Annotated in this window: 20 protein-coding genes; 10 read left to right on the top strand and 10 right to left on the bottom strand. The window is 66.7% G+C overall.

Annotated features, from left to right (window positions below):
- Positions 1-95: 95 nt before the first annotated feature.
- Positions 96-731, bottom strand: a complete 636-nt coding sequence (locus ACJEIK_RS11110) for a nitroreductase family protein (protein ID WP_204161117.1) — start codon at positions 729-731, stop codon at positions 96-98.
- Between the two features lie 330 nt (positions 732-1,061).
- Here ACJEIK_RS11110 and ACJEIK_RS11115 point away from each other — a divergent pair, with 330 nt between their 5' ends.
- Complete coding sequence (locus ACJEIK_RS11115) at positions 1,062-1,574, top strand: YkgB family protein (RefSeq protein ID WP_061009747.1); 513 nt, start codon at positions 1,062-1,064, stop codon at positions 1,572-1,574.
- Between the two features lie 48 nt (positions 1,575-1,622).
- Complete coding sequence (locus ACJEIK_RS11120) at positions 1,623-2,057, top strand: cupin domain-containing protein (RefSeq protein WP_061009745.1); 435 nt, start codon at positions 1,623-1,625, stop codon at positions 2,055-2,057.
- A gap of 96 nt (positions 2,058-2,153) precedes the next feature.
- Here the strand turns inward: ACJEIK_RS11120 and ACJEIK_RS11125 are convergent, their stop codons facing one another.
- A complete protein-coding gene (locus ACJEIK_RS11125; protein WP_409431682.1) occupies positions 2,154-3,347 on the bottom strand; it encodes an IS110 family transposase in 1,194 nt (397 codons plus the stop codon).
- A 268-nt stretch (positions 3,348-3,615) separates the two neighbouring features.
- Between ACJEIK_RS11125 and ACJEIK_RS11130 the strand changes: the two genes are divergently transcribed.
- The gene (locus ACJEIK_RS11130) at positions 3,616-4,374 is read left to right on the top strand and encodes an SDR family oxidoreductase (protein ID WP_061001624.1); all 759 of its coding nucleotides are present in this window, start codon (positions 3,616-3,618) and stop codon (positions 4,372-4,374) included.
- Positions 4,375-4,403: 29 nt separating this feature from the next.
- Here ACJEIK_RS11130 and ACJEIK_RS11135 read toward each other — a convergent pair whose 3' ends face one another.
- Entirely contained in the window at positions 4,404-5,975 is a 1,572-nt protein-coding gene (locus ACJEIK_RS11135) for an MFS transporter (protein WP_406775946.1), read from the bottom strand.
- Between the two features lie 61 nt (positions 5,976-6,036).
- On the opposite strand from ACJEIK_RS11135, the gene ACJEIK_RS11140 reads away from it, so the two are divergent.
- Positions 6,037-6,687, top strand: coding sequence for a helix-turn-helix domain-containing protein (locus ACJEIK_RS11140; protein WP_267325016.1), 651 nt, complete (start codon positions 6,037-6,039; stop codon positions 6,685-6,687).
- 10 nt (positions 6,688-6,697) lie between these two features.
- On the opposite strand, the gene ACJEIK_RS11145 is transcribed toward ACJEIK_RS11140, so the two are convergent.
- Both ACJEIK_RS11145 and ACJEIK_RS11150 read right to left on the bottom strand, forming a co-directional pair.
- Positions 6,698-7,489 carry a thioesterase family protein gene (locus ACJEIK_RS11145; protein WP_293021198.1) on the bottom strand — a complete coding sequence of 264 codons (792 nt, stop codon included), beginning with the start codon at positions 7,487-7,489 and terminating at the stop codon, positions 6,698-6,700.
- Entirely contained in the window at positions 7,486-8,322 is an 837-nt protein-coding gene (locus ACJEIK_RS11150) for a RecB family exonuclease (RefSeq protein WP_061001621.1), read from the bottom strand. The genes ACJEIK_RS11145 and ACJEIK_RS11150 overlap by 4 nt, the downstream gene beginning before the upstream one ends.
- An 82-nt stretch (positions 8,323-8,404) precedes the next feature.
- Between ACJEIK_RS11150 and ACJEIK_RS11155 the strand changes: the two genes are divergently transcribed.
- Positions 8,405-9,232 (top strand): tRNA (adenine-N1)-methyltransferase, encoded by an 828-nt coding sequence (locus tag ACJEIK_RS11155; protein WP_406775945.1) that lies wholly within the window; start codon positions 8,405-8,407, stop codon positions 9,230-9,232.
- Here the strand turns inward: ACJEIK_RS11155 and ACJEIK_RS11160 are convergent.
- From ACJEIK_RS11160 to ACJEIK_RS11170, 3 genes are read right to left on the bottom strand one after another with little or no spacing between them, the layout of a single operon-like run.
- Positions 9,229-9,522 (bottom strand): DUF503 domain-containing protein, encoded by a 294-nt coding sequence (locus ACJEIK_RS11160; RefSeq protein WP_138248709.1) that lies wholly within the window; start codon positions 9,520-9,522, stop codon positions 9,229-9,231. The two genes, ACJEIK_RS11155 and ACJEIK_RS11160, sit on opposite strands and share 4 nt — an antisense overlap.
- A gap of 8 nt (positions 9,523-9,530) precedes the next feature.
- Entirely contained in the window at positions 9,531-10,067 is a 537-nt protein-coding gene (locus tag ACJEIK_RS11165; RefSeq protein ID WP_061001619.1) for a hypothetical protein, read from the bottom strand.
- A 17-nt stretch (positions 10,068-10,084) separates the two neighbouring features.
- A complete protein-coding gene (locus tag ACJEIK_RS11170) occupies positions 10,085-10,591 on the bottom strand; it encodes a hypothetical protein (protein ID WP_406775944.1) in 507 nt (168 codons plus the stop codon).
- Between the two features lie 168 nt (positions 10,592-10,759).
- Between ACJEIK_RS11170 and arc the strand changes: the two genes are divergently transcribed.
- Entirely contained in the window at positions 10,760-12,598 is a 1,839-nt protein-coding gene (gene arc / locus ACJEIK_RS11175; protein WP_374704280.1) for a proteasome ATPase, read from the top strand.
- A 57-nt stretch (positions 12,599-12,655) separates the two neighbouring features.
- Here arc and ACJEIK_RS11180 read toward each other — a convergent pair whose 3' ends face one another.
- The gene (locus ACJEIK_RS11180; RefSeq protein ID WP_406775943.1) at positions 12,656-13,810 is read right to left on the bottom strand and encodes a hypothetical protein; all 1,155 of its coding nucleotides are present in this window, start codon (positions 13,808-13,810) and stop codon (positions 12,656-12,658) included.
- 43 nt (positions 13,811-13,853) lie between these two features.
- Between ACJEIK_RS11180 and dop the strand changes: the two genes are divergently transcribed.
- The 4 genes from dop to prcA all read left to right on the top strand — a co-directional run bounded on the left by dop (position 13,854) and on the right by prcA (position 17,259).
- On the top strand, positions 13,854-15,362 hold the full coding sequence (gene dop, locus ACJEIK_RS11185) for a depupylase/deamidase Dop (protein WP_409431473.1): 1,509 nt from the start codon (positions 13,854-13,856) through the stop codon (positions 15,360-15,362).
- A gap of 75 nt (positions 15,363-15,437) precedes the next feature.
- Positions 15,438-15,632, top strand: coding sequence for a ubiquitin-like protein Pup (locus tag ACJEIK_RS11190; protein WP_064986355.1), 195 nt, complete (start codon positions 15,438-15,440; stop codon positions 15,630-15,632).
- Positions 15,629-16,495 (top strand): proteasome subunit beta, encoded by an 867-nt coding sequence (prcB, locus tag ACJEIK_RS11195; protein ID WP_406775941.1) that lies wholly within the window; start codon positions 15,629-15,631, stop codon positions 16,493-16,495. The genes ACJEIK_RS11190 and prcB overlap by 4 nt, the downstream gene beginning before the upstream one ends.
- Positions 16,495-17,259, top strand: coding sequence for a proteasome subunit alpha (prcA, locus tag ACJEIK_RS11200; RefSeq protein WP_293021213.1), 765 nt, complete (start codon positions 16,495-16,497; stop codon positions 17,257-17,259). Before prcB ends, prcA begins: the two co-directional genes overlap by 1 nt.
- Here the strand turns inward: prcA and ACJEIK_RS11205 are convergent, their stop codons facing one another.
- Complete coding sequence (locus ACJEIK_RS11205; RefSeq protein WP_406775940.1) at positions 17,260-17,874, bottom strand: TetR/AcrR family transcriptional regulator C-terminal domain-containing protein; 615 nt, start codon at positions 17,872-17,874, stop codon at positions 17,260-17,262.
- Positions 17,875-17,882 lie beyond the last annotated feature (8 nt).

Below are 17,882 nucleotides of genomic sequence, written 5' to 3' on the forward strand. Positions count from 1 at the left end.
GGATGTCAGTGGCGTGGAAAGTGTTCGGCGCCAACGACTTGCATGCGTACTTCGGACGGCATCGCCGGTGCGACTCCGCCGCTGGATTGCTGTCGCTAAACGAATTCCAAGAGATCGCTGACCGGACGGCGCGGCTTCTGCGGCCAGTTCTGGGGTTGCTTCGCGCCGACCGAAACCAACATGACCGGCACTTCGTCGTGGGCCAAAGCGAATTCACGGGTGACCGCTTCCGCGTCGAACCCGATGATCGGCGTCGAACCCAGACCGAGCGCGTTGGCCGCATAGATCAACGCGGTCGCGCCAATCGAACCTGTGCGCAGCGCTTCGTCGCGTTGGCGCTGCGGATGGCCGGCGTACAAACCGCGTGCTGACTCTAGCCACTGCGGCACGGCCTCGGCCGGCATGATGCCTGCTTCCACCACGGGGGCGAGGCGCTCCGGCACCGTCATGTGATCGGGCAGCTGACCGCAGATGATGAAGGTGACCGCCGCGGCAGTGATCTTCGGCTGGTCCCATGCGATGGGCCGCAGCCGCGCCTTGGCCTCCGGCGTTCGAACGGCGATGAAACGCCAGTTCTGCAAGTGGAACGACGTCGGTGCCGTGGTCGCGATTCGGATCAGATTGGCGATCTGGTCGTCGGTCAATGTGAATCCCGGGTCGTAGTGGCTGGTGGTGCTGCGGCTCACGAGGCTCTCGATGACGGTGTTGGTCATGGTCAGGTCATTGGTCATGGTGATTCCTTACCGGCGAGGGGATGGGTGGCTTTCGCGGCGCTGTGCGCCTCTTGCCGTGAGCATAACGGACTATATAGTCCATTTATGCCCGATGCCGGGGTCAAGTTTGGAGGCGTTGTGAGTGGGTCGTCGCACACAACGTTGGCCTGAGTCGGTATTCAAGCTGGCAATCTGATCGAGGTTGTACGGGTATTCGCATGATCGGGCGACCCGTGCTGGAGTTCGTGAAAGTTGGGACCCAGGAATATAAAGGACTATATAGTCCGTTTGTGCTTGGTGTTGCACATCCCGCGCAGCACAGGATCACTACGGAAGGTAGCCACGAACATGGCGGTCAAAGCGAACACCCTCTCAGCCGCACTGCTGAACGCGGAACCGGCGGTGAAATCGACCGGCTGGATATTGGCCCGCTATGGGCTTGCGCTGGTCATCGGCTGGATCGGATTCTGCAAGTTCTACCCGTACGAGGCGCACAACATCGAGCCGCTGGTGGCCAACAGCCCCTTCATGGGATGGCTCTACACCGTGATCAGCGTGGAGACGTTCTCGACGATGCTGGGAGTGCTGGAGATCGCCACGGCGCTCCTCATCATTGCCAAGCCTTGGTTCCCTGCACTGTCGGCGTTCGGAAGCGCGGTGGCAGTGCTGCTCTTCGCGAGCACGCTGTCATTCTTGTTCACGACTCCCGGTGTCGGTGAGCCATCTGAGGGCGGATTCCCGCTGCTGTCGATGACCGGCCAGTTTCTCATCAAAGACGTTGTACTGATCGGTGTTTCGGTGCTGACGCTGGCCGACTCCATCGGCGCGGTCGTCCATGGCACCGCTCGATCGCCCGAATGAGCCGGCCCGCACGCAGAACATCATCGAAACGACAGGAGTCAGTCAAAAATGACCGTGAAGATGCTGCTCGCCACCATGCTTGCGGCGGCGGCGCTCGCGCCCGCAGCCAATGCGCAACCGGCGCCATCGGCTTCAGCGCAAGAGCCCGTTGTACGTGCTGTCTTCGATGAACCGACAAACGCCCCGGGCAAATCGATGCAGGCGGTGACCGTCAGCTACCCGCCGGGCGGGGCAAGCGCCGCCCATCATCACGCCCGATCGGCATTCATCATGGCGTACGTGATGTCCGGCGCGATCCGGAATCAGGTCGAAGGGGAGCCGGCGCGGGTCTATCGCGCCGGCGAAACGTGGAGTGAGAACCCCGGTGCCCATCACATCATCAGTGAAAATGCCAGTGCCACAGAGCCTGCCGAACTTCTCGCGGTGTTCCTGGTCGATACCGGCGACGGTCCACTCAGCACTGACGATGCCGCGACGAACTGAGTCGGGCAGCGGCCGGCCAGCCCCGTGGCTCCGGTTCAAGCGCTCGAAAAGACATTACAAAGCAACGTAATTCCGAAAGGACTCTCAATGACCGTGTCAAGCCGCCGCCGTGGCGATTTGGGGCGTGTCGGGGTGCCAGGTCCGGTTGTCACGGATGAGGGCGTAGAGGACGTTGACGCGTCGGCGGGCCAGGCAGATGGTGGCAGGGATGGCGCGTTTGCCTTGGTCTCGTTTGCGCTGGTAGTACGCCTTCGACGTGGGATCGCAGCGGATCGCGGTCAGCGCGGACATGTACATCACCCGGCGCAGCCGTCGGCTGTAGCGCTTGGGCGTGTGCAGCCGGCCGGTGCGTTTTCCGGAATCTTTGGATACCGGCGCCAATCCGGCCCAGGCAGCGAGTTGGTCAGGCGATTCCAGCAATGCGGGATCGCCGACCACGGCAAGGAATTCGGCGCCGAGCCGAAAGCCCATGCCGGGCAGGCTGGTGATCACCTCAGCGAGCGGATGGCGGCGAAATCGTTCCTCGATGTCCGCGTCGGTGTGTTTGATGCGCTCATCGAGGTTCATCACCCCCTGGGCCAACTCGGCGACCAATCCGGCACCCACATCCTCACCTGGCAGGCGGACGGTCTGGGCCTTGGCAGCAGTTACCGCGGCAGCCGCGATCGTGGCGGCGTTGCGCACCCCGGCCGCCGCCAGCACCTTGGTCAGCCGCGAAACACCGGTTCGGCGAATCGCTTTCGGCCGCTGGTAGTGCGCCAGCAGTACCGCCCAACCCCGGTCTTGGGTCAGTTCGGCGACGCGTTCGAGTGCCGGGCATACGGCCAGCAGTTGTTGGCGCAGGCGGTTGATGGTGCGGGTGCGGTCGGCCACCAGATCGGCGCGGTGGGCGGTGAGCATGCGCAGTTCGGTGATCAGGTCATCGCCGGGACGCAGGACCGGCAGGTCCGCACCGCGCATCCGGGATTGATCGGCAATCACCCGGGCGTCTTTGGCATCGGTCTTGGACTCACCACCGCGGTAGGTGGCCGATGCTTGCCACACCTGCCGGCCCGCAAGGTATCGCACCGTCTTGCCTGCATCGGCCAGCACCGTGAGCACCAGTGCGGCGTACACGTTGCTCAAGTCCACTGTCCAGGACACCTCACCGGCAAGCGTGTCGATTTCGGCGACCAGGTCGCCGATCGTGCGCTCGTCGTTGACCACCTTGCGCGAGAACACCATGTTGCCGTTGCTGTCCACGACGCACACCCAGTGATGTTCTTTGCCGACGTCGATCCCAGCCCACATTTGCTTTTCGGTCACCGGACCTCTTTTCGCTTGTCTGCCAACAGAATCCCCAAGGACGACCTCGCCGGCATTTCCTTAAACAAGCGATCACATCGCAGATCTCAATCAGCGGCCCGAGGAAGTCCAGGCAGGCCGGGCGGCCAGTCCTTTCAAGCCGCACCACCAGGGCCGGCACCACCATGGCAGCCATACCCGACCCACCCGGGTCACAGCCCAACGTAACGCTCAGCAATACGAAGTAACTGCAACTACGAACTTAAGGACCATCATGAAAATTGTTGTCATCGGCGGCCGTGGGCTCATCGGCGCCAAGGTATCGACCATCCTCACCGCGCAGGGCCACGATGTGGTTACCGCGTCCCGCCGGTCGGGTATCGACGCACTCACCGGTGAGGGTCTCGCCGACGCGCTGGCAGGCGCGGATGTCGTCATCGATGTTTCCGACTCGCCATTGTTCGAAGACGAGGCGGTGATGCACTTCTTCACCACAACGACCACGAATCTCCTGGCAGCCGAACGTGCAGCCGGCGTAGGACACCACGTGGCACTGTCGGTCGTCGGGGCGCACACGACGCCTGATAGCGGCTACAACACTGCCAAAGGAGCCCAGGAAAACCGGATCCAGGATTCCGGCCAGCCGTACTCGATCGTTCGCGCTACGCCGTTCTACGAATTCGTGGGCGGCCTGGCCGACTCGGCCACCGATGGGGACGTTGTGACCTTGCCGCACGCCGCGTTTCGCCCGATCGCCGCCGACGATGTGGCGGCCGCCGTGGCCGGTGCCGCTGTTGGCAGCCCCACCAACGGGGTGGTGGAGGTTGTCGGTCCGGAAGCGATTGGGATGGACGACTTTGTCCGCACGGGTCTCGCGGCGGCCGGCGATCCTCGCCGGATCGTGACCGACGCCCGCGCGCCGTACTTCGGGGCAGTGATCGATGATCTCTCGCTCGCGCCAGGCGGCAATGCCACCATCTGCACGACACGCTTCGCCGACTGGCTCGCCGCGAACTCCGTTCGCCACTGCTAGACCCGGGCGGTGGAAAGGAGATCGGCAACCTATGCCTGCTGTGCCACCGGAGCGCGTGAATCCGGCTCGTGTGCGGTGCCCGTCGCGACGGCCGGCGGCTGAAACCGTTGGCCGGGTAGCGCAATGACACCGGCGGCAGCCGCCGCGTAGCACAGTGCCGCGACGACCGTGCACGCCGTGGTGATGCCGCTGAGGAACGAATGTTGCACGGCAACAAGCAGTTCGGGGTGCGCAGTGGCAATGCCGAACGCGGTCGGTACGGAGTTGCCGGCCTCGCTGGCCTTTCCGGTTGCGGCGAACGCGCTGTCGGCGAGGCGGGCACTGAAGATCGAGGAAAAGAGTGAGCCGACGATGGCCACGCCGAGTGTGGCACCCAGCTCGCGCGTGGCGTCGTTGACCGCCGAACCGATACCGGCCCGGGCCGGCGGCAGCACGAGCATGATGGATTCTGTTGCGGGAGTGGAGACCAGGCCGATGCCCAGGCCCATGAGAACCATCTGCGCAACGATGGTGGCCCAGTAGGGGGTATCGGTGTCGATGCTCCCGGCAATCCAGGCCATCGCAGTGCCGAAGGACGCCAGTCCGCTGACCACCACGGCGCGGGTGCCGATGCGTGGGGCGAGCAAGCCGCCGGCGATGGAACCGATCGCGATGGAGCCGGCGACGGGCAGGATGCGGGCGCCGGTCGAGAAGGGGCTGAACCCGCGCAGCACCTGAAAGTACTGCGTGATCAGAAAGATGAAGCCGGACAACGCGAAGAAGGTGACGGCCACCGACGCGCTGGCGGCGCTGAATCTGCGGTCGGCGAACAACCGGACATCGAGCATGGGGTGCTCTGCTGACTGCTCGATCGTCACGAACGCCAGCGTCAGCGCTGCCGCGGCGACAAAGCCGAACAGTGTCGCGGGGCTGTGCCAGCCTCGGGCAGGGGCTTCGATGATGGTGTAGACGAGCACTCCGAGCAATGCGGTCGAGGTGATCAAGCCCCGGATGTCGAGCGGTGGCACGCCCGGGTCGCGTGATTCCGGGACGAGGAAAAACCCGAGAACGACTGCCAGCAGGGCCAACGGGATGAGTGCCCAGAACACGCTGCTCCACGAGAAGTGTTCGAGCAGAAGGCCTCCCGTGACCGGGCCGGCGGCGACACCGACGCCGACCACCGCGCCCCAGCCGCCCAGTGCCGCGGCGCGTTGGCGTCGGTCAGAGAAGGTGTTGGTGATGATCGACAGGGTGGTGGGGAAGATCAGCGCGGCGAAAACTCCCATGCCGAACCGCGCCGCGACGAGGGACCCGGTGCTGGTGGCCAGTGCGCCCATCCCACTGGTGACAGCGAATCCGAGAAGGCCGATCAGCAGCGCCGGCCGGCGGCCGTAGCGGTCCGACAAGCTGCCTGCTGCCAAGACGAGGGCCGCGAAGGTCAGGGTGTAGCCGTCGACGACCCATTGCAGTCCGCGGGTATCGGCGTGCAGTTGGGTCGCGATGCTGGGCAAGGCGACGTTGACGATCGTCACATCGAGATTGATGGCCAGGACTGCTACGTAGACGGCAGTCAGAATGCCCGCCTTGCGGCGCGGGTCGTTTTGTCGGTCTGGGATTGTCATGGCAACCTCCGCTCGGTAGTTGATATAATCAGGTGTACTTTAAAAAATCAAGTGAGTGATGATGAGTAAAGATTACGGCCAGTACTGCGGACTCGCCAGGGCGTTGGACGTGGTGGGTGACAGGTGGAACCTGTTGATAGTCCGTCAGCTCCTGATCGGGCCGGCGCGCTTCGGTGAGCTACGTGAGGGGCTGCCGGGGATCGCGACGAACCTGCTGACCGACCGGCTCCGCGATCTCGAATCCGCCGGCGTGGTGGAACGGCGCCTGTCGGACGGGGCCAACGCGATCACCTACGCCCTCACCGACTGGGGCGCCCAACTTCGCGAGCCGATCTACGCCATGATCCGCTGGTCGCCGCCGCTGATGATCCGCGGTCCAGAAGGCGACAGCTTCCGCGCCGACGGGCTTCTCCTGGCGCTTCCGGCGCTGTTCGCCGGGCGCGTCCCCGGCGACTCGTCGACCGTGGTGGGAATCGTGGTGGACGGCGTCACCGTCCAACTGAGCGCGGCCGAGGCCGGCATCGACGTGGGCTGGCCCGACGGGCGCAAGCTCGACGCCGTGCTGACGGCCGAGGCGCAGATCGTTCTCGGGCTCGCGGCAGGCTTGCTCGCCCTTGACGACGTCGCCCCGCTCGTCGACATCACCGGCGACCTCGCGGCGTTGCGCGTCTTCTTCGACGCGCCCACGTCCGCCGTCGACGTCGCGAAGTGATCGCGGGACGTCAGCGCCGCTGGACCAACAGCGTCTGCGCTGACGTCCCGAAGAAGCCCTGTTCGTCGAACAGCTCGGCCGTCGTCGAGCCGAGGCCGTCGGGGCCGATCGAGCCGCGGGCCCGGAGACAGAACTCCGGGCCGACGGGGGCGCGGTGCAGGTGCACCGTGGTGTCGGTGTTCATGAACATGAATTCGTTCGGATCCAGCGCCGCGCCAACGCCATTCGCGGAATCGACGACCATCGCCAGCTGCTGCAGGTCAGTCGTCTTCTCGTCATCGACCAGCGATATCAGCGGCCGCATCCACACCACCGACGCGTTGGCGTCGTCGGGCTGCGGCACCCAGGTGACGGTCTCCAGATAGCCGGGCCGGCCCTGCCAGTGATGCCGGAAACCGGTGTCGGGCACCCGGGGCATCGGCGGGTACCGATCCAGGACCGCGTCGCGCGTATCGGTCACCGCAAGAAGCCACGCCGACATCCGCGCCACCGCGCGTTCGGAGCCGTCACGCTGCGCGGCCGTCATCTCCGCGGTCATCATGCAGATGCGCGAGCCCGGCCGCGACACCCAGGCCCGAACCGCAACGGGCGCAACGGGAATGGCGCCGAGGATGTCGAGGGTCAGCCGGCCCACCTGCATGCCGCTGCCGGCAGCCAGTTCTTCGATGGACTTGGTCAGCAGTGCCAGCGGCGGTGACCCGTGCTGGATGCTCTCGTCCCAGTTGCTGCCGGTGCCTTCGGTCGATTCGAAGCGCTGCAGATCGCCGTCGGCGTCCAGCCGACGGTAGTAACAGTCGATCATGCGGCCCCGAAGTTCTCGGGCCAGCCGGGGTACGGCGGGGGAGTGCCGCCGAAGGCGGGGCACAGATCCTGGTGCGTGCACCACGAACACAGCTTGGACGGGTTGGGCCGGAAATCACCGGTCTCGCCCGACTTCTGGATGGCGTGCCAGATGGCCATCAGGGTCTTCTCGAACCTTTCCAACTCGGCCAGATCAGGGCTGTAGTCCAGCACCTGACTGTCGGCGAGGTACAGCAGCCGCAGCCGCGCCGGCACCACGCCCCGCAGCCGGAGCAGCGCCACCGCGTAGAACTTCATCTGGAACATGGCCTTGAACTCGGCCAGTGCCCGCGCTTCCGGAGGGGCCTTCCCGGTCTTGTAGTCGACCACGCGGAGCTCGCCGGTCGGCGCGACGTCGATCCGGTCGACGAAACCGCGCAGCAGGGTGCCGTCGGACAACTCGACCTCGACGCGTTGTTCGCAGCTCTGCGGGTCGAAGCGCGTCGGATCCTCGAGCCGGTAGTAACCCGACAGCAGGGCCCGCGCTTCCTTCAGCAGCGTCTCCCGCAGCTCGGGCGCGATCTCCTCGGCCAACTCGGGCTTCTCTGCCACCACGGCGTCCCACGCCGGTGTCACCAGGGACAACGCGGTCTCCGGCACGCGGTCGGTGGCAGGCAGCGCGTACAGCTGCTCCAACGCGGCGTGCACCACCGAGCCGCGCAACTGCGCGGTCGACGGCGGCTCCGGCAGCCGGTCGATGGCCCGGAACCGGTACAGCAGCGGGCACTGTTTGAAGTCACCGGCCCGCGACGGCGACAGCGCCGGCCGCCGGGTGGGCGCAGTGGGGGTGGTCATGCCAGCAGCTTAAGTGGGGGCAACGACAAAGTTGCCGAACCCCGGCCGTCCGCCCGGGCGGGTCGGCTGGCAGGCTGGCCCGGTGAGAATCACCGGACCCTTCACCGTCGGCGACCGCGTCCAACTGACCGACGCCAAAGGCCGGCACTACACGATGGTGCTGGCGACAGGTGGGGAATTCCACACCCATCGCGGCATCATCGCCCACGATTCGGTGATCGACCAGCCCGAGGGCAGCGTCGTGAAATCCACCAACGGCGACCCGTTCCTGGTGCTGCGTCCGCTGCTGATCGACTACGTCCTCTCGATGCCGCGCGGCGCGCAGGTGATCTACCCCAAGGACGCCGCGCAGATCGTGCACGAGGGCGACATCTTCCCGGGTGCAAGGGTTTTGGAAGCCGGCGCGGGTTCCGGCGCGTTGACGTGTTCGCTGCTGCGCGCCGTCGGCCCGGGCGGCTCTGTGACGTCCTACGAAGTGCGCGACGACCATGCGGTGCACGCGGTGCGCAACGTCGAGACCTTCTTCGGCGAACGGCCGGAGAACTGGAACCTGGTCATCGCCGACCTCAATGACCACGACGGTGGCGAGGTCGATCGGGTGGTGCTCGACATGCTCGCGCCGTGGGACGTGCTGGAGACGGTGTCGAAGGCGCTGGTCCCGGGCGGCGTCCTGATCGTCTACGTCGCGACCGTCACGCAGCTGTCGAAGACGGTCGAGGCGCTGCGTGAGCAGCAGTGCTGGACCGAGCCGCGGTCGTGGGAGTCGCTGCAGCGCGGCTGGGACGTCGTCGGACTCGCGGTGCGCCCGCAGCATTCGATGCGGGGCCACACCGCGTTCCTGATCAGCGCGCGCCGCCTCGCGCCGGGGGCGGTGACGCCGCAGCCGCTGCGGCGCAAGCGCAACATCTAGTCCTCGCTGCTGACGAGGCCGCGCCGCGCGGACAGCAGCTCGATCTCCGGGCGTCCCGCAACCTGACGTTCGGCGGCATCGAGCACCTCGACGACGTGATGGCGGTCAGCCGCCACGACCGACACCCCGATGGCCGCCCGGCGGTGCAGATCCTGATTTCCGCTCTCGGCTGCGGACACGTAGAACTTGCGCTGCAGTTCGGCGATGATCGGCCGGATCACCGAGCGCTTCTCTTTGAGTGAGTGCACATCGCCCAGCAACAGGTCGAATTCCAGCCACCCGACCCACATTCGACAGCTCAGCGACCAGGCGTCGGTGCCGCGCCCGACGCGCCCGGTCCGCCGGGTTGTCCCAGCTTGAGCAGCAGGTTGGCGGTTTGCCGGTTCAGCTGCCAGGCGTCCCGGATGGGGCTGAATTCCATGGGGAACGTGAACTTGTTGTCCGGCGCGGCGACCGAACTGATGGTGATCGTGGCGATGATGTCGCCCGGCTGCCCGGCCGACCACAGCAGGTCGGTCGCCGTGACGTTCATCGGGTTGAAGCCGTTGTCGCGAAGCGCCCTGGTGAAGTTGTCGAGCCCGGCCTGGTCCTCGGCGGTGCCGTATTGGATCAGCCCGATCTTTTGTGCCGACGGCACCGCGGGGTCCGCGATCTTGTACAGCACCGCGGTGATCGCGTCGGGTGACGGCAGCGGCGCCGCCTCGGGCGCCTTGGCGTCGGTGGTCAGCAGTGAACGGGGCATCGGGTCGGCCGGCGGCTCGACATGCTCACTGCACCCGGCCAACCCGATCGCCGCCGCGACGACGGCGATCAAGGTCCCTCGGGTCGGATTCACCGGGCTGGTCCTGGCGCCTACTTAACCGACGACAGCAGGGCCATGGCCGAGCCCTTGGACAGTTGCCAGCCGGTGGGGCTGGGGCCGGCGACGAAGGTCAGCGGCTGGGCTGCGGTGGCGCCGGTGGCAGCGGTGGCGGTGACGTTGGCCGTCGCGGTGCCGTCTCCGAGGTCATCGATGTCGGCAACGGCGAAGCTCATGGGGAACACGCCCTGCTTCACGGCGTTGCTGTAGGCCCGGTCGGCGGTGATGGCCTCGAGCCGCCCCACGCCGCCCTGGATGTAGCTGCCCTTGGACCCGGCGAAGCTCCCGGCGGCCGTCAGCCCGTTGAGCGTCGAGACCAGCGACGACTGCAGGCCCGGCGCGGGCGCCTGCGGCAGCGGGACCTGGCGGACGACCGGCGCGACCGCGGTCGACGTGCCGGTGGTCGGGATGGTCGTCTGCGAAGCCACGGTCGTACCGACTGCTGCGGCGCCGACGAGGGCGGTGGCTGCGATGCCGGTGACGAGGGATTTGACGATCACTGCGGTCCTTTCGATGAGCCCGACTCGGGTATGAGGTTAACAGCGCGGTCAGAGGGACACCCGTGTGTCGCAATTCCTTCGACGCCCACGATCGGCAGATCGCCGGTAGCGTTGAGGTATCCGCCGCACCAACTTCCGGTGTGGGAAAGGAGCAGCAAGATGTCTGAAATGGATCGCCCGGACGCCTTCGGCAGCCCGGGCACATCTCGTCAGAACCCCATGTCCAGCACCGATGCCGCCGAGTTGGCGCGGCTTCGCAGCGAGACGGCGGCGCTGCGAGAGCAGCTCACGAACGCGGCTGCGACGCATCGCGGACCGCGTGACGTGCAGCAACTCGAAGCCCGCATCGATTCGCTGACGACCCGCAACGGCAAGTTGATGGACACGCTCAAAGAGGCGCGGCAGCAGTTGCTGGCGCTCCGTGAGGAAGTCGATCGGCTGGGGCAGCCGCCCAGCGGGTACGGCGTCCTGCTGCTCACCCACGACGACGACACCGTCGACGTCTTCACCTCCGGCCGCAAGATGCGGCTGTCGGTGTCGCCGAACATCGAGGTGTCCGAACTCAAGCAGGGCCAGACCGTCCGCCTCAACGAGGCGCTGACAGTGGTCGAGGCCGGGTCGTTCGAGTCGGTCGGCGAGATCAGCACCCTGCGCGAAATCCTGAACGACGGGAAGCGTGCCCTCGTCGTCGGCCATGCCGACGAGGAGCGCATCGTCTGGCTCGCCGAGCCGCTGATCGCGCTCGAATTCCTCGACCCCGAGGTCGCCGAGGTGCTCGAGGGCGTCGACGACCTGGCCGACGAGCGGGCGCGCAAGCTCCGCCCGGGCGACTCGCTGCTGGTCGACAGCAAGGCCGGGTACGCCTTCGAGCGCATCCCCAAGGCCGAGGTCGAGGACCTGGTCCTCGAAGAGGTGCCCGACGTCGCCTACAGCGACATCGGTGGCCTGACGCGGCAGATCGAGTTGATCCGCGACGCCGTCGAGCTGCCGTTCCTGCACAAGGACCTGTACCGGGAGTACGCGCTGCGGCCGCCGAAGGGCGTGCTGCTGTACGGCCCTCCTGGTTGCGGCAAGACGCTCATCGCAAAGGCCGTCGCCAACTCGCTGGCGAAGAAGATGGCCGAGCTGCGCGGCGACGACGCCCGGGAAGCGAAGAGTTACTTCCTGAACATCAAGGGTCCCGAGCTGCTCAACAAGTTCGTCGGCGAGACCGAGCGGCACATCCGCCTGATCTTCCAGCGCGCTCGCGAGAAGGCCTCCGAGGGCACCCCGGTGATCGTGTTCTTCGACGAGATGGACTCGATCTTCCGTACCCGTGGCACCGGCGTCAGCTCCGACGTCGAAACCACCGTGGTGCCACAGCTTCTCAGTGAGATTGACGGTGTCGAAGGCCTGGAGAACGTCATCGTCATCGGCGCCTCCAACCGCGAGGACATGATCGACCCGGCCATCCTGCGGCCCGGCCGCCTGGACGTGAAGATCAAGATCGAGCGGCCGGACGCCGAAGCGGCGCAGGACATCTTCAGCAAGTACCTCACCGAGGAACTGCCGGTGCACGCCGACGACCTCGCCGAGTTCAACGGCGATCGCGCGCTGACCATCAAGGCCATGATCGAGAAGATCGTGGACCGGATGTACGCCGAGATCGACGACAACCGCTTCCTCGAGGTCACCTACGCCAACGGCGACAAGGAGGTCATGTACTTCAAGGACTTCAACTCCGGTGCCATGATCCAGAACGTCGTGGACCGGGCCAAGAAGTACGCCATCAAGTCGGTGCTGGAAACCGGGCAGCGCGGTCTGCGGGTGCAGCATCTGCTGGACTCCATCGTCGACGAGTTCGCCGAGAACGAGGACCTGCCCAACACCACCAATCCCGATGACTGGGCACGGATTTCAGGTAAGAAGGGCGAGCGGATCGTCTACATCCGCACGCTGGTCACCGGCAAGAGTTCGTCGGCCAGCCGGGCCATCGATACCGAGAGCAACCTGGGGCAGTACCTGTAACAGGACAGCAGGTGTGGGGGCCGTGCGCGCAATACTCCGGAATTGCGCACACGGCCCTCACGCATGTCTGAGGTCGGCGAGGTAGCGGTCCCGTGCGTCGAGCCGGCGGCGCAGGCTGTCGACCTGTGGGTCGACGAACTCCGCGCGGTACTCGGCATCGGTCGTGGTGCGCGCGGTGATGTACATGAAGGTCAGGGCGCCCAGGAAGAGCGTCGTCTGGATCAGCGACTCCGGAATGGGCAGCGTCATGCCGAAGATGGTGCCGTCGGGCGAGCCGTTGCCCCGCGTCCATTCCGCCAGCAGCTTCGGGCTGATCAGGATCAGGCCGAGCACCAGGAAGATGAAGGCCGTCACCAGCGCGACGATCAGCAGCTGCAGCACCTGCGACATGGCCAGGACGAACACCACGTTGACACGTTCGATGCGCGACAACGGGATTCGGTGCTCGGGCGCGGGTAGGTGAACGAACGGCGTGTCGGCCAGTACCGCGTTCTGGGTCTCGGGCGCGTCGGGCGCCGCCGCCGTCAGGATCGGCCGGACCCGGTCGATGGTGGTCGCGATGACGAACGCCACGGCGATCAGCGCCAGGAAGCCCAGCGCGGACCACAGCCGGGCCCGGCTGACGATGGCCGCCATCAGCCAGACGTAGGTGTTGAAGAACACCAGCACCGTCAGCAGCATGATCGGCAGGGCCCGCACGAAGAGGCTGCCCACGAGCGTCAGGTTGTGCGCCGTGGTGTCCAGGGCCCAGCCGAGGATCGAGCCGATTCCGGTCGCGGTACAGACCAGGATGACGGCGACGATCACGCCGACGTAGATCAGGTTGCCGCCGACTTTCGGACCGGGACCGCCGAGCACCGTGCCGACGGCACACACGGCCACCGATACCGCGGCCACGCCGGCACGATTGCGCCACGACGCGATGCGCGACACCAGCCAGCCCGCCAATGCGGCCACCGGCGCCACCAGCAGGAGTAACGCCAGGACGAACCACTCGGTCCGGGTGGGCTGCGCCTCGATGTTGATGGTGTGTTTGCCGGTGACGGCGGTGACGAGGATCGAGTTGGCCATGAACACCGCGAACGCGGCCAGCGCCGGGGCCGAGCGTTGCCACAGCCGTCGCACCAGCGCCCCTGGACGCAGCACCGCGGGCAGCCCGCGCCGCAGAAACCAGGTCTCGGCGGCGACCCGGTCTGCCGGTGATGTGGTCATGCGGCTAATCGTCGCGTATCGACAGCCGTCTAGTCTTGGCGGCATGCAACGGATCATCGGAACTGAGGTCGAATACGGCATTTCGTCGCCGTCTGATCCGACCGCGAACCCGATCCTCACGTCCACCCAGGCGGTGCTGGCGTACGCGGCCGCGAGCGGCATCCAGCGGGCCAAGCGCACGCGGTGGGACTACGAGGTCGAGTCCCCGCTGCGCGACGCGCGTGGCTTCGACCTGAGCCGCTCCACGGGCCCGGCCCCGATCGTCGACGCCGACGAGATCGGCGCGGCCAACATGATCCTCACCAACGGCGCCCGCCTGTACGTCGACCACGCCCACCCGGAGTACTCCGCTCCCGAGGTCACCGACCCGATGGACGCGGTCATCTGGGACAAGGCCGGCGAACGCGTCATGGAGGCCGCGGCCCGCTATGTCGCCAGCGTCCCGGGCGCGGCCAGGCTGCAGCTGTACAAGAACAACGTCGACGGCAAGGGCGCGTCGTACGGCACGCACGAGAACTATCTGATGAGCCGGCAGACGCCGTTCAACTCGGTGATCGCCGGGCTGACGCCGTTCTTCGTGTCGCGTCAGGTCGTGACGGGTTCCGGCCGGGTCGGCATCGGGCAGTCGGGGGATGAGCCGGGATTCCAGCTGACGCAGCGTGCCGACTACATCGAGGTCGAGGTCGGACTCGAGACGACGCTCAAGCGCGGCATCATCAACACCCGCGACGAGCCGCACGCCGACGCCGACAAGTACCGCCGGCTGCACGTCATCATCGGTGACGCCAACCTGGCCGAGACCTCGACGTACCTCAAGGTGGGCACCACGTCGCTGGTGCTCGACCTCATCGAGTTCGGGCCGGCCGAGGGCATCGAGCTGTCCGACCTGGCGCTGGCGCGGCCGGTGCACGCGGTGCACGTCATCAGCCGGGACCCGTCGCTGCGCGCGACCGTGGCGCTGGCCGACGGCCGCGAGCTGACGGCCCTTGCCTTGCAACGCATCTACCTGGACCGGGTGGCCAAGCTGCAGGAGCGGCGCGACCCCGATCCGCGCGCCGACCACGTCCTCGAGACCTGGGCGCACGTGCTGGACCTGCTGGAGCGTGATCCGATGGAATGCGCCGACCTCCTCGACTGGCCGGCCAAGCTGCGCTTGCTGGAGGGCTTCCGCCAGCGGGAGAACCTGAGCTGGAACGCCCCGCGCCTGCACCTCGTGGACCTGCAGTACTCCGATGTGCGGCTGGACAAGGGTCTGTACAACCGCCTGGTGGCGCGCGGCTCGATGAAGCGGCTGGTCACCGAGCAGCAGGTGCTGGACGCGGTGGAGAACCCGCCCACCGACACCCGGGCCTACTTCCGTGGCGAGTGCCTGCGCCGGTTCGGGGCGGACATCGCCGCGGCCAGCTGGGACTCGGTGATTTTCGACCTCGGCGGCGAGTCGCTGGTGCGGATTCCGACGCTGGAACCGCTGCGCGGAAGCAAGGCCCACGTCGGTGCGTTGCTCGATTCAGTGGACAGCGCGGTCGAGTTGGTGGAGCAGCTCACGACGTAACTGCTTGTGTTCCCGGGGAACCCGGGCGCGGACCGGTAGTGTGAAGTCAGAGAATCGAGCAATCAGGAGGCGGCGATGGCTCAGGAACAGACCAAGCGCGGTGGCGGCGGCGGCGAGGACGACGACCTCTCCGGCCCGTCTGCCGCAGGTCAGGAACGTCGCGAGAAGCTCGCTGAGGACACCGACGACCTGCTCGACGAGATCGACGACGTGCTGGAAGAGAACGCTGAGGACTTCGTGCGCGCATACGTCCAAAAGGGCGGCCAGTGACGGCAGCGTTCGGGCCTTTCTCTGATCGACTGGATGTCACCTCACCCCACCTGAACCTGTCCTCGTTTTCGGACTTTCTCAGCCGGCAGGCGCCCCACCTGCTGCCGGTGGGAGACGTGACGGGCAATCGGGCTTCAGCGGGTGATCCTCGATCCGGTGCCGACCTGCCCCACGGCACGACCATCGTCGCGATCAAGTACCCCGGCGGCGTGCTGATCGCGGGTGACCGGCGCGCCACGCAGGGCAACATGATCGCCAGCCGTGACGTGCAGAAGGTGCACATCGCCGACGACTACACCGCGACCGGTATCGCCGGCACCGCGGCCATCGCGGTGGAGTTCGCGCGGCTGTACGCCGTCGAACTGGAGCACTACGAGAAGCTCGAAGGCGTGCCGCTGACGTTCCGCGGCAAGGTCAACCGGCTGGCCATCATGGTCCGCGGCAATCTCGGCGCGGCCCTGCAGGGCTTCGTGGCGCTGCCGCTGCTGGTGGGTTACGACCTCGACGACTCCGACCCGGGCAATGCGGGCCGCATCGTCTCGTTCGACGCCGCCGGCGGCTGGAACATCGAGGAAGAGGGCTACCAGTCGGTGGGCTCGGGCTCGCTGTTCGCCAAGTCGTCGATCAAGAAGCTGTATTCGCATGTGACCGACGCCGATTCGGCGCTCAAGGTCGCCATCGAGTCGCTGTACGACGCTGCCGACGACGATTCGGCCACCGGCGGACCGGATCTGACACGTGGCATCTATCCGACCGCGGTACTGATCGGTGCCGAGGGCGCCGAAGAGGTCACCGAGGAGCGTATCGCCGCGCTGGCCCGGGAAGTCATCGCCAACCGGACCCGCGCGAGAGGTAATGCCTGATGAGCTTTCCGTATTTCATCTCGCCCGAACAGGCGATGCGGGAACGTTCCGAGCTTGCGCGCAAAGGCATTTCGCGGGGTCGCAGCGTGGTTGTCCTGGCTTACGACGGGGGCGTGCTGTTCGTGGCGGAGAACCCGTCGCGCTCGCTCCAGAAGGTCAGCGAGCTGTATGACCGCGTCGGTTTCGCGGCGGTCGGCCGGTTCAACGAGTTCGACAACCTGCGTCGCGGCGGCATCCAGTTCGCCGACACCCGTGGCTACGCCTACGACCGGCGCGACGTCACCGGCCGCCAGTTGGCCAACGTCTACGCCCAGACCCTCGGCACCATCTTCACCGAGCAGGCCAAGCCCTACGAGGTCGAGCTGTGTGTCGCCGAGGTCGCGCATCACGGCGAGACGAAAGCTCCTGAGCTGTACCGGATCACCTACGACGGGTCGATCGCCGACGAGCCGCATTTCGTCGTCATGGGTGGTACGACCGAGCCGATCATCGCCGCGCTCAACGACTCCTACCAGGAGAACGCGAGCCTGGCCGACGCGGTGAAGATCGCCGTCGACGCGCTGCACGCCGGGGCCGGCGATCGCGTGCTGGGGGCAGCGACGCTCGAGGTCGCGATCCTCGACGCCAAGAAGCCGCGCCGCGCGTTCCGCCGGATCACCGGTGCGGCGCTGGATGCGGTTCTGCCGAAGACCGAGGCGGAAGCTGAGGACGGGGACAAGGCCACCGACGGCGAGAGCAAGCCCGAGGGCGACGCGGCCGAGTAATCACTCGGCCGACGGGACCGCCGCCAGTCCGCGGAGTAGCACTCTGACGCCGAATTCGAAGGCGTCATCGGCGCGTTCGGGTTTGGTGGTGCCGGTGGCCAGTGCGGCCGCGAATTCCGGTGCGACATCGGCGCCCGCCTGCCACGGTTCGTCGGGCGCGGCGACATCGAGCGCCGAGCCCAGCACGAACGAGTCGATCAGGGTGATGGCCCGCAACGTGTCCGCGGGATCGAACCCGGCCCGGTCGAACGCGACGGCCAGCACGTTGTACATGGTGAGGGCGTGGTCGCTGTTCACCGCGTGCGAGGTCAGTAGGGGAATGAGCCGCGGGTAGCGGGCATAGCTCTGGCGGTAGGACCGCATGATGTCGGCGACGACGTCGGTCCACGGCCGCTGCGGGTCGTCGGCGGGCAGCGCGACGTCGGACATCGCCCGTTCGCGCAGCAGCTCGACGATCTGTTCACGTCCCGCGACGTGGTTGTACAGCGATGACGGGCTGACCTTGAGGGCCCGGGCCAGTTCCGGCACGGTGAAGCCGCCGGTCTTGTTGACCAAATCCATTGCTGCGCTGGCGATGCGATCCGTCGAAAGCAGCGGTTTGGAAGGTCGGCCCATGGCATATG

The sequence above is a fragment of the Mycobacterium sp. SMC-16 genome, assembly GCF_046250085.1.
GTDB lineage: Bacteria > Actinomycetota > Actinomycetes > Mycobacteriales > Mycobacteriaceae > Mycobacterium > Mycobacterium phocaicum.

Bases quoted from the DNA above. Each gene is read 5' to 3' on its own strand.
- ACJEIK_RS11110 (WP_204161117.1), bottom strand. From the start codon at position 731: ATGACCAATGACCTGACCATGACCAACACCGTCATCGAGAGCCTCGTG.
- ACJEIK_RS11115 (WP_061009747.1), top strand. From the start codon at position 1,062: ATGGCGGTCAAAGCGAACACCCTCTCAGCCGCACTGCTGAACGCGGAA.
- ACJEIK_RS11120 (WP_061009745.1), top strand. From the start codon at position 1,623: ATGACCGTGAAGATGCTGCTCGCCACCATGCTTGCGGCGGCGGCGCTC.
- ACJEIK_RS11125 (WP_409431682.1), bottom strand. From the start codon at position 3,347: ATGTGGGCTGGGATCGACGTCGGCAAAGAACATCACTGGGTGTGCGTC.
- ACJEIK_RS11130 (WP_061001624.1), top strand. From the start codon at position 3,616: ATGAAAATTGTTGTCATCGGCGGCCGTGGGCTCATCGGCGCCAAGGTA.
- ACJEIK_RS11135 (WP_406775946.1), bottom strand. From the start codon at position 5,975: ATGACAATCCCAGACCGACAAAACGACCCGCGCCGCAAGGCGGGCATT.
- ACJEIK_RS11140 (WP_267325016.1), top strand. From the start codon at position 6,037: ATGAGTAAAGATTACGGCCAGTACTGCGGACTCGCCAGGGCGTTGGAC.
- ACJEIK_RS11145 (WP_293021198.1), bottom strand. From the start codon at position 7,489: ATGATCGACTGTTACTACCGTCGGCTGGACGCCGACGGCGATCTGCAG.
- ACJEIK_RS11150 (WP_061001621.1), bottom strand. From the start codon at position 8,322: ATGACCACCCCCACTGCGCCCACCCGGCGGCCGGCGCTGTCGCCGTCG.
- ACJEIK_RS11160 (WP_138248709.1), bottom strand. From the start codon at position 9,522: ATGTGGGTCGGGTGGCTGGAATTCGACCTGTTGCTGGGCGATGTGCAC.
- arc (WP_374704280.1), top strand. From the start codon at position 10,760: ATGGATCGCCCGGACGCCTTCGGCAGCCCGGGCACATCTCGTCAGAAC.
- ACJEIK_RS11180 (WP_406775943.1), bottom strand. From the start codon at position 13,810: ATGACCACATCACCGGCAGACCGGGTCGCCGCCGAGACCTGGTTTCTG.
- dop (WP_409431473.1), top strand. From the start codon at position 13,854: ATGCAACGGATCATCGGAACTGAGGTCGAATACGGCATTTCGTCGCCG.
- ACJEIK_RS11190 (WP_064986355.1), top strand. From the start codon at position 15,438: ATGGCTCAGGAACAGACCAAGCGCGGTGGCGGCGGCGGCGAGGACGAC.
- prcA (WP_293021213.1), top strand. From the start codon at position 16,495: ATGAGCTTTCCGTATTTCATCTCGCCCGAACAGGCGATGCGGGAACGT.
- ACJEIK_RS11205 (WP_406775940.1), bottom strand. From the start codon at position 17,874: ATGGGCCGACCTTCCAAACCGCTGCTTTCGACGGATCGCATCGCCAGC.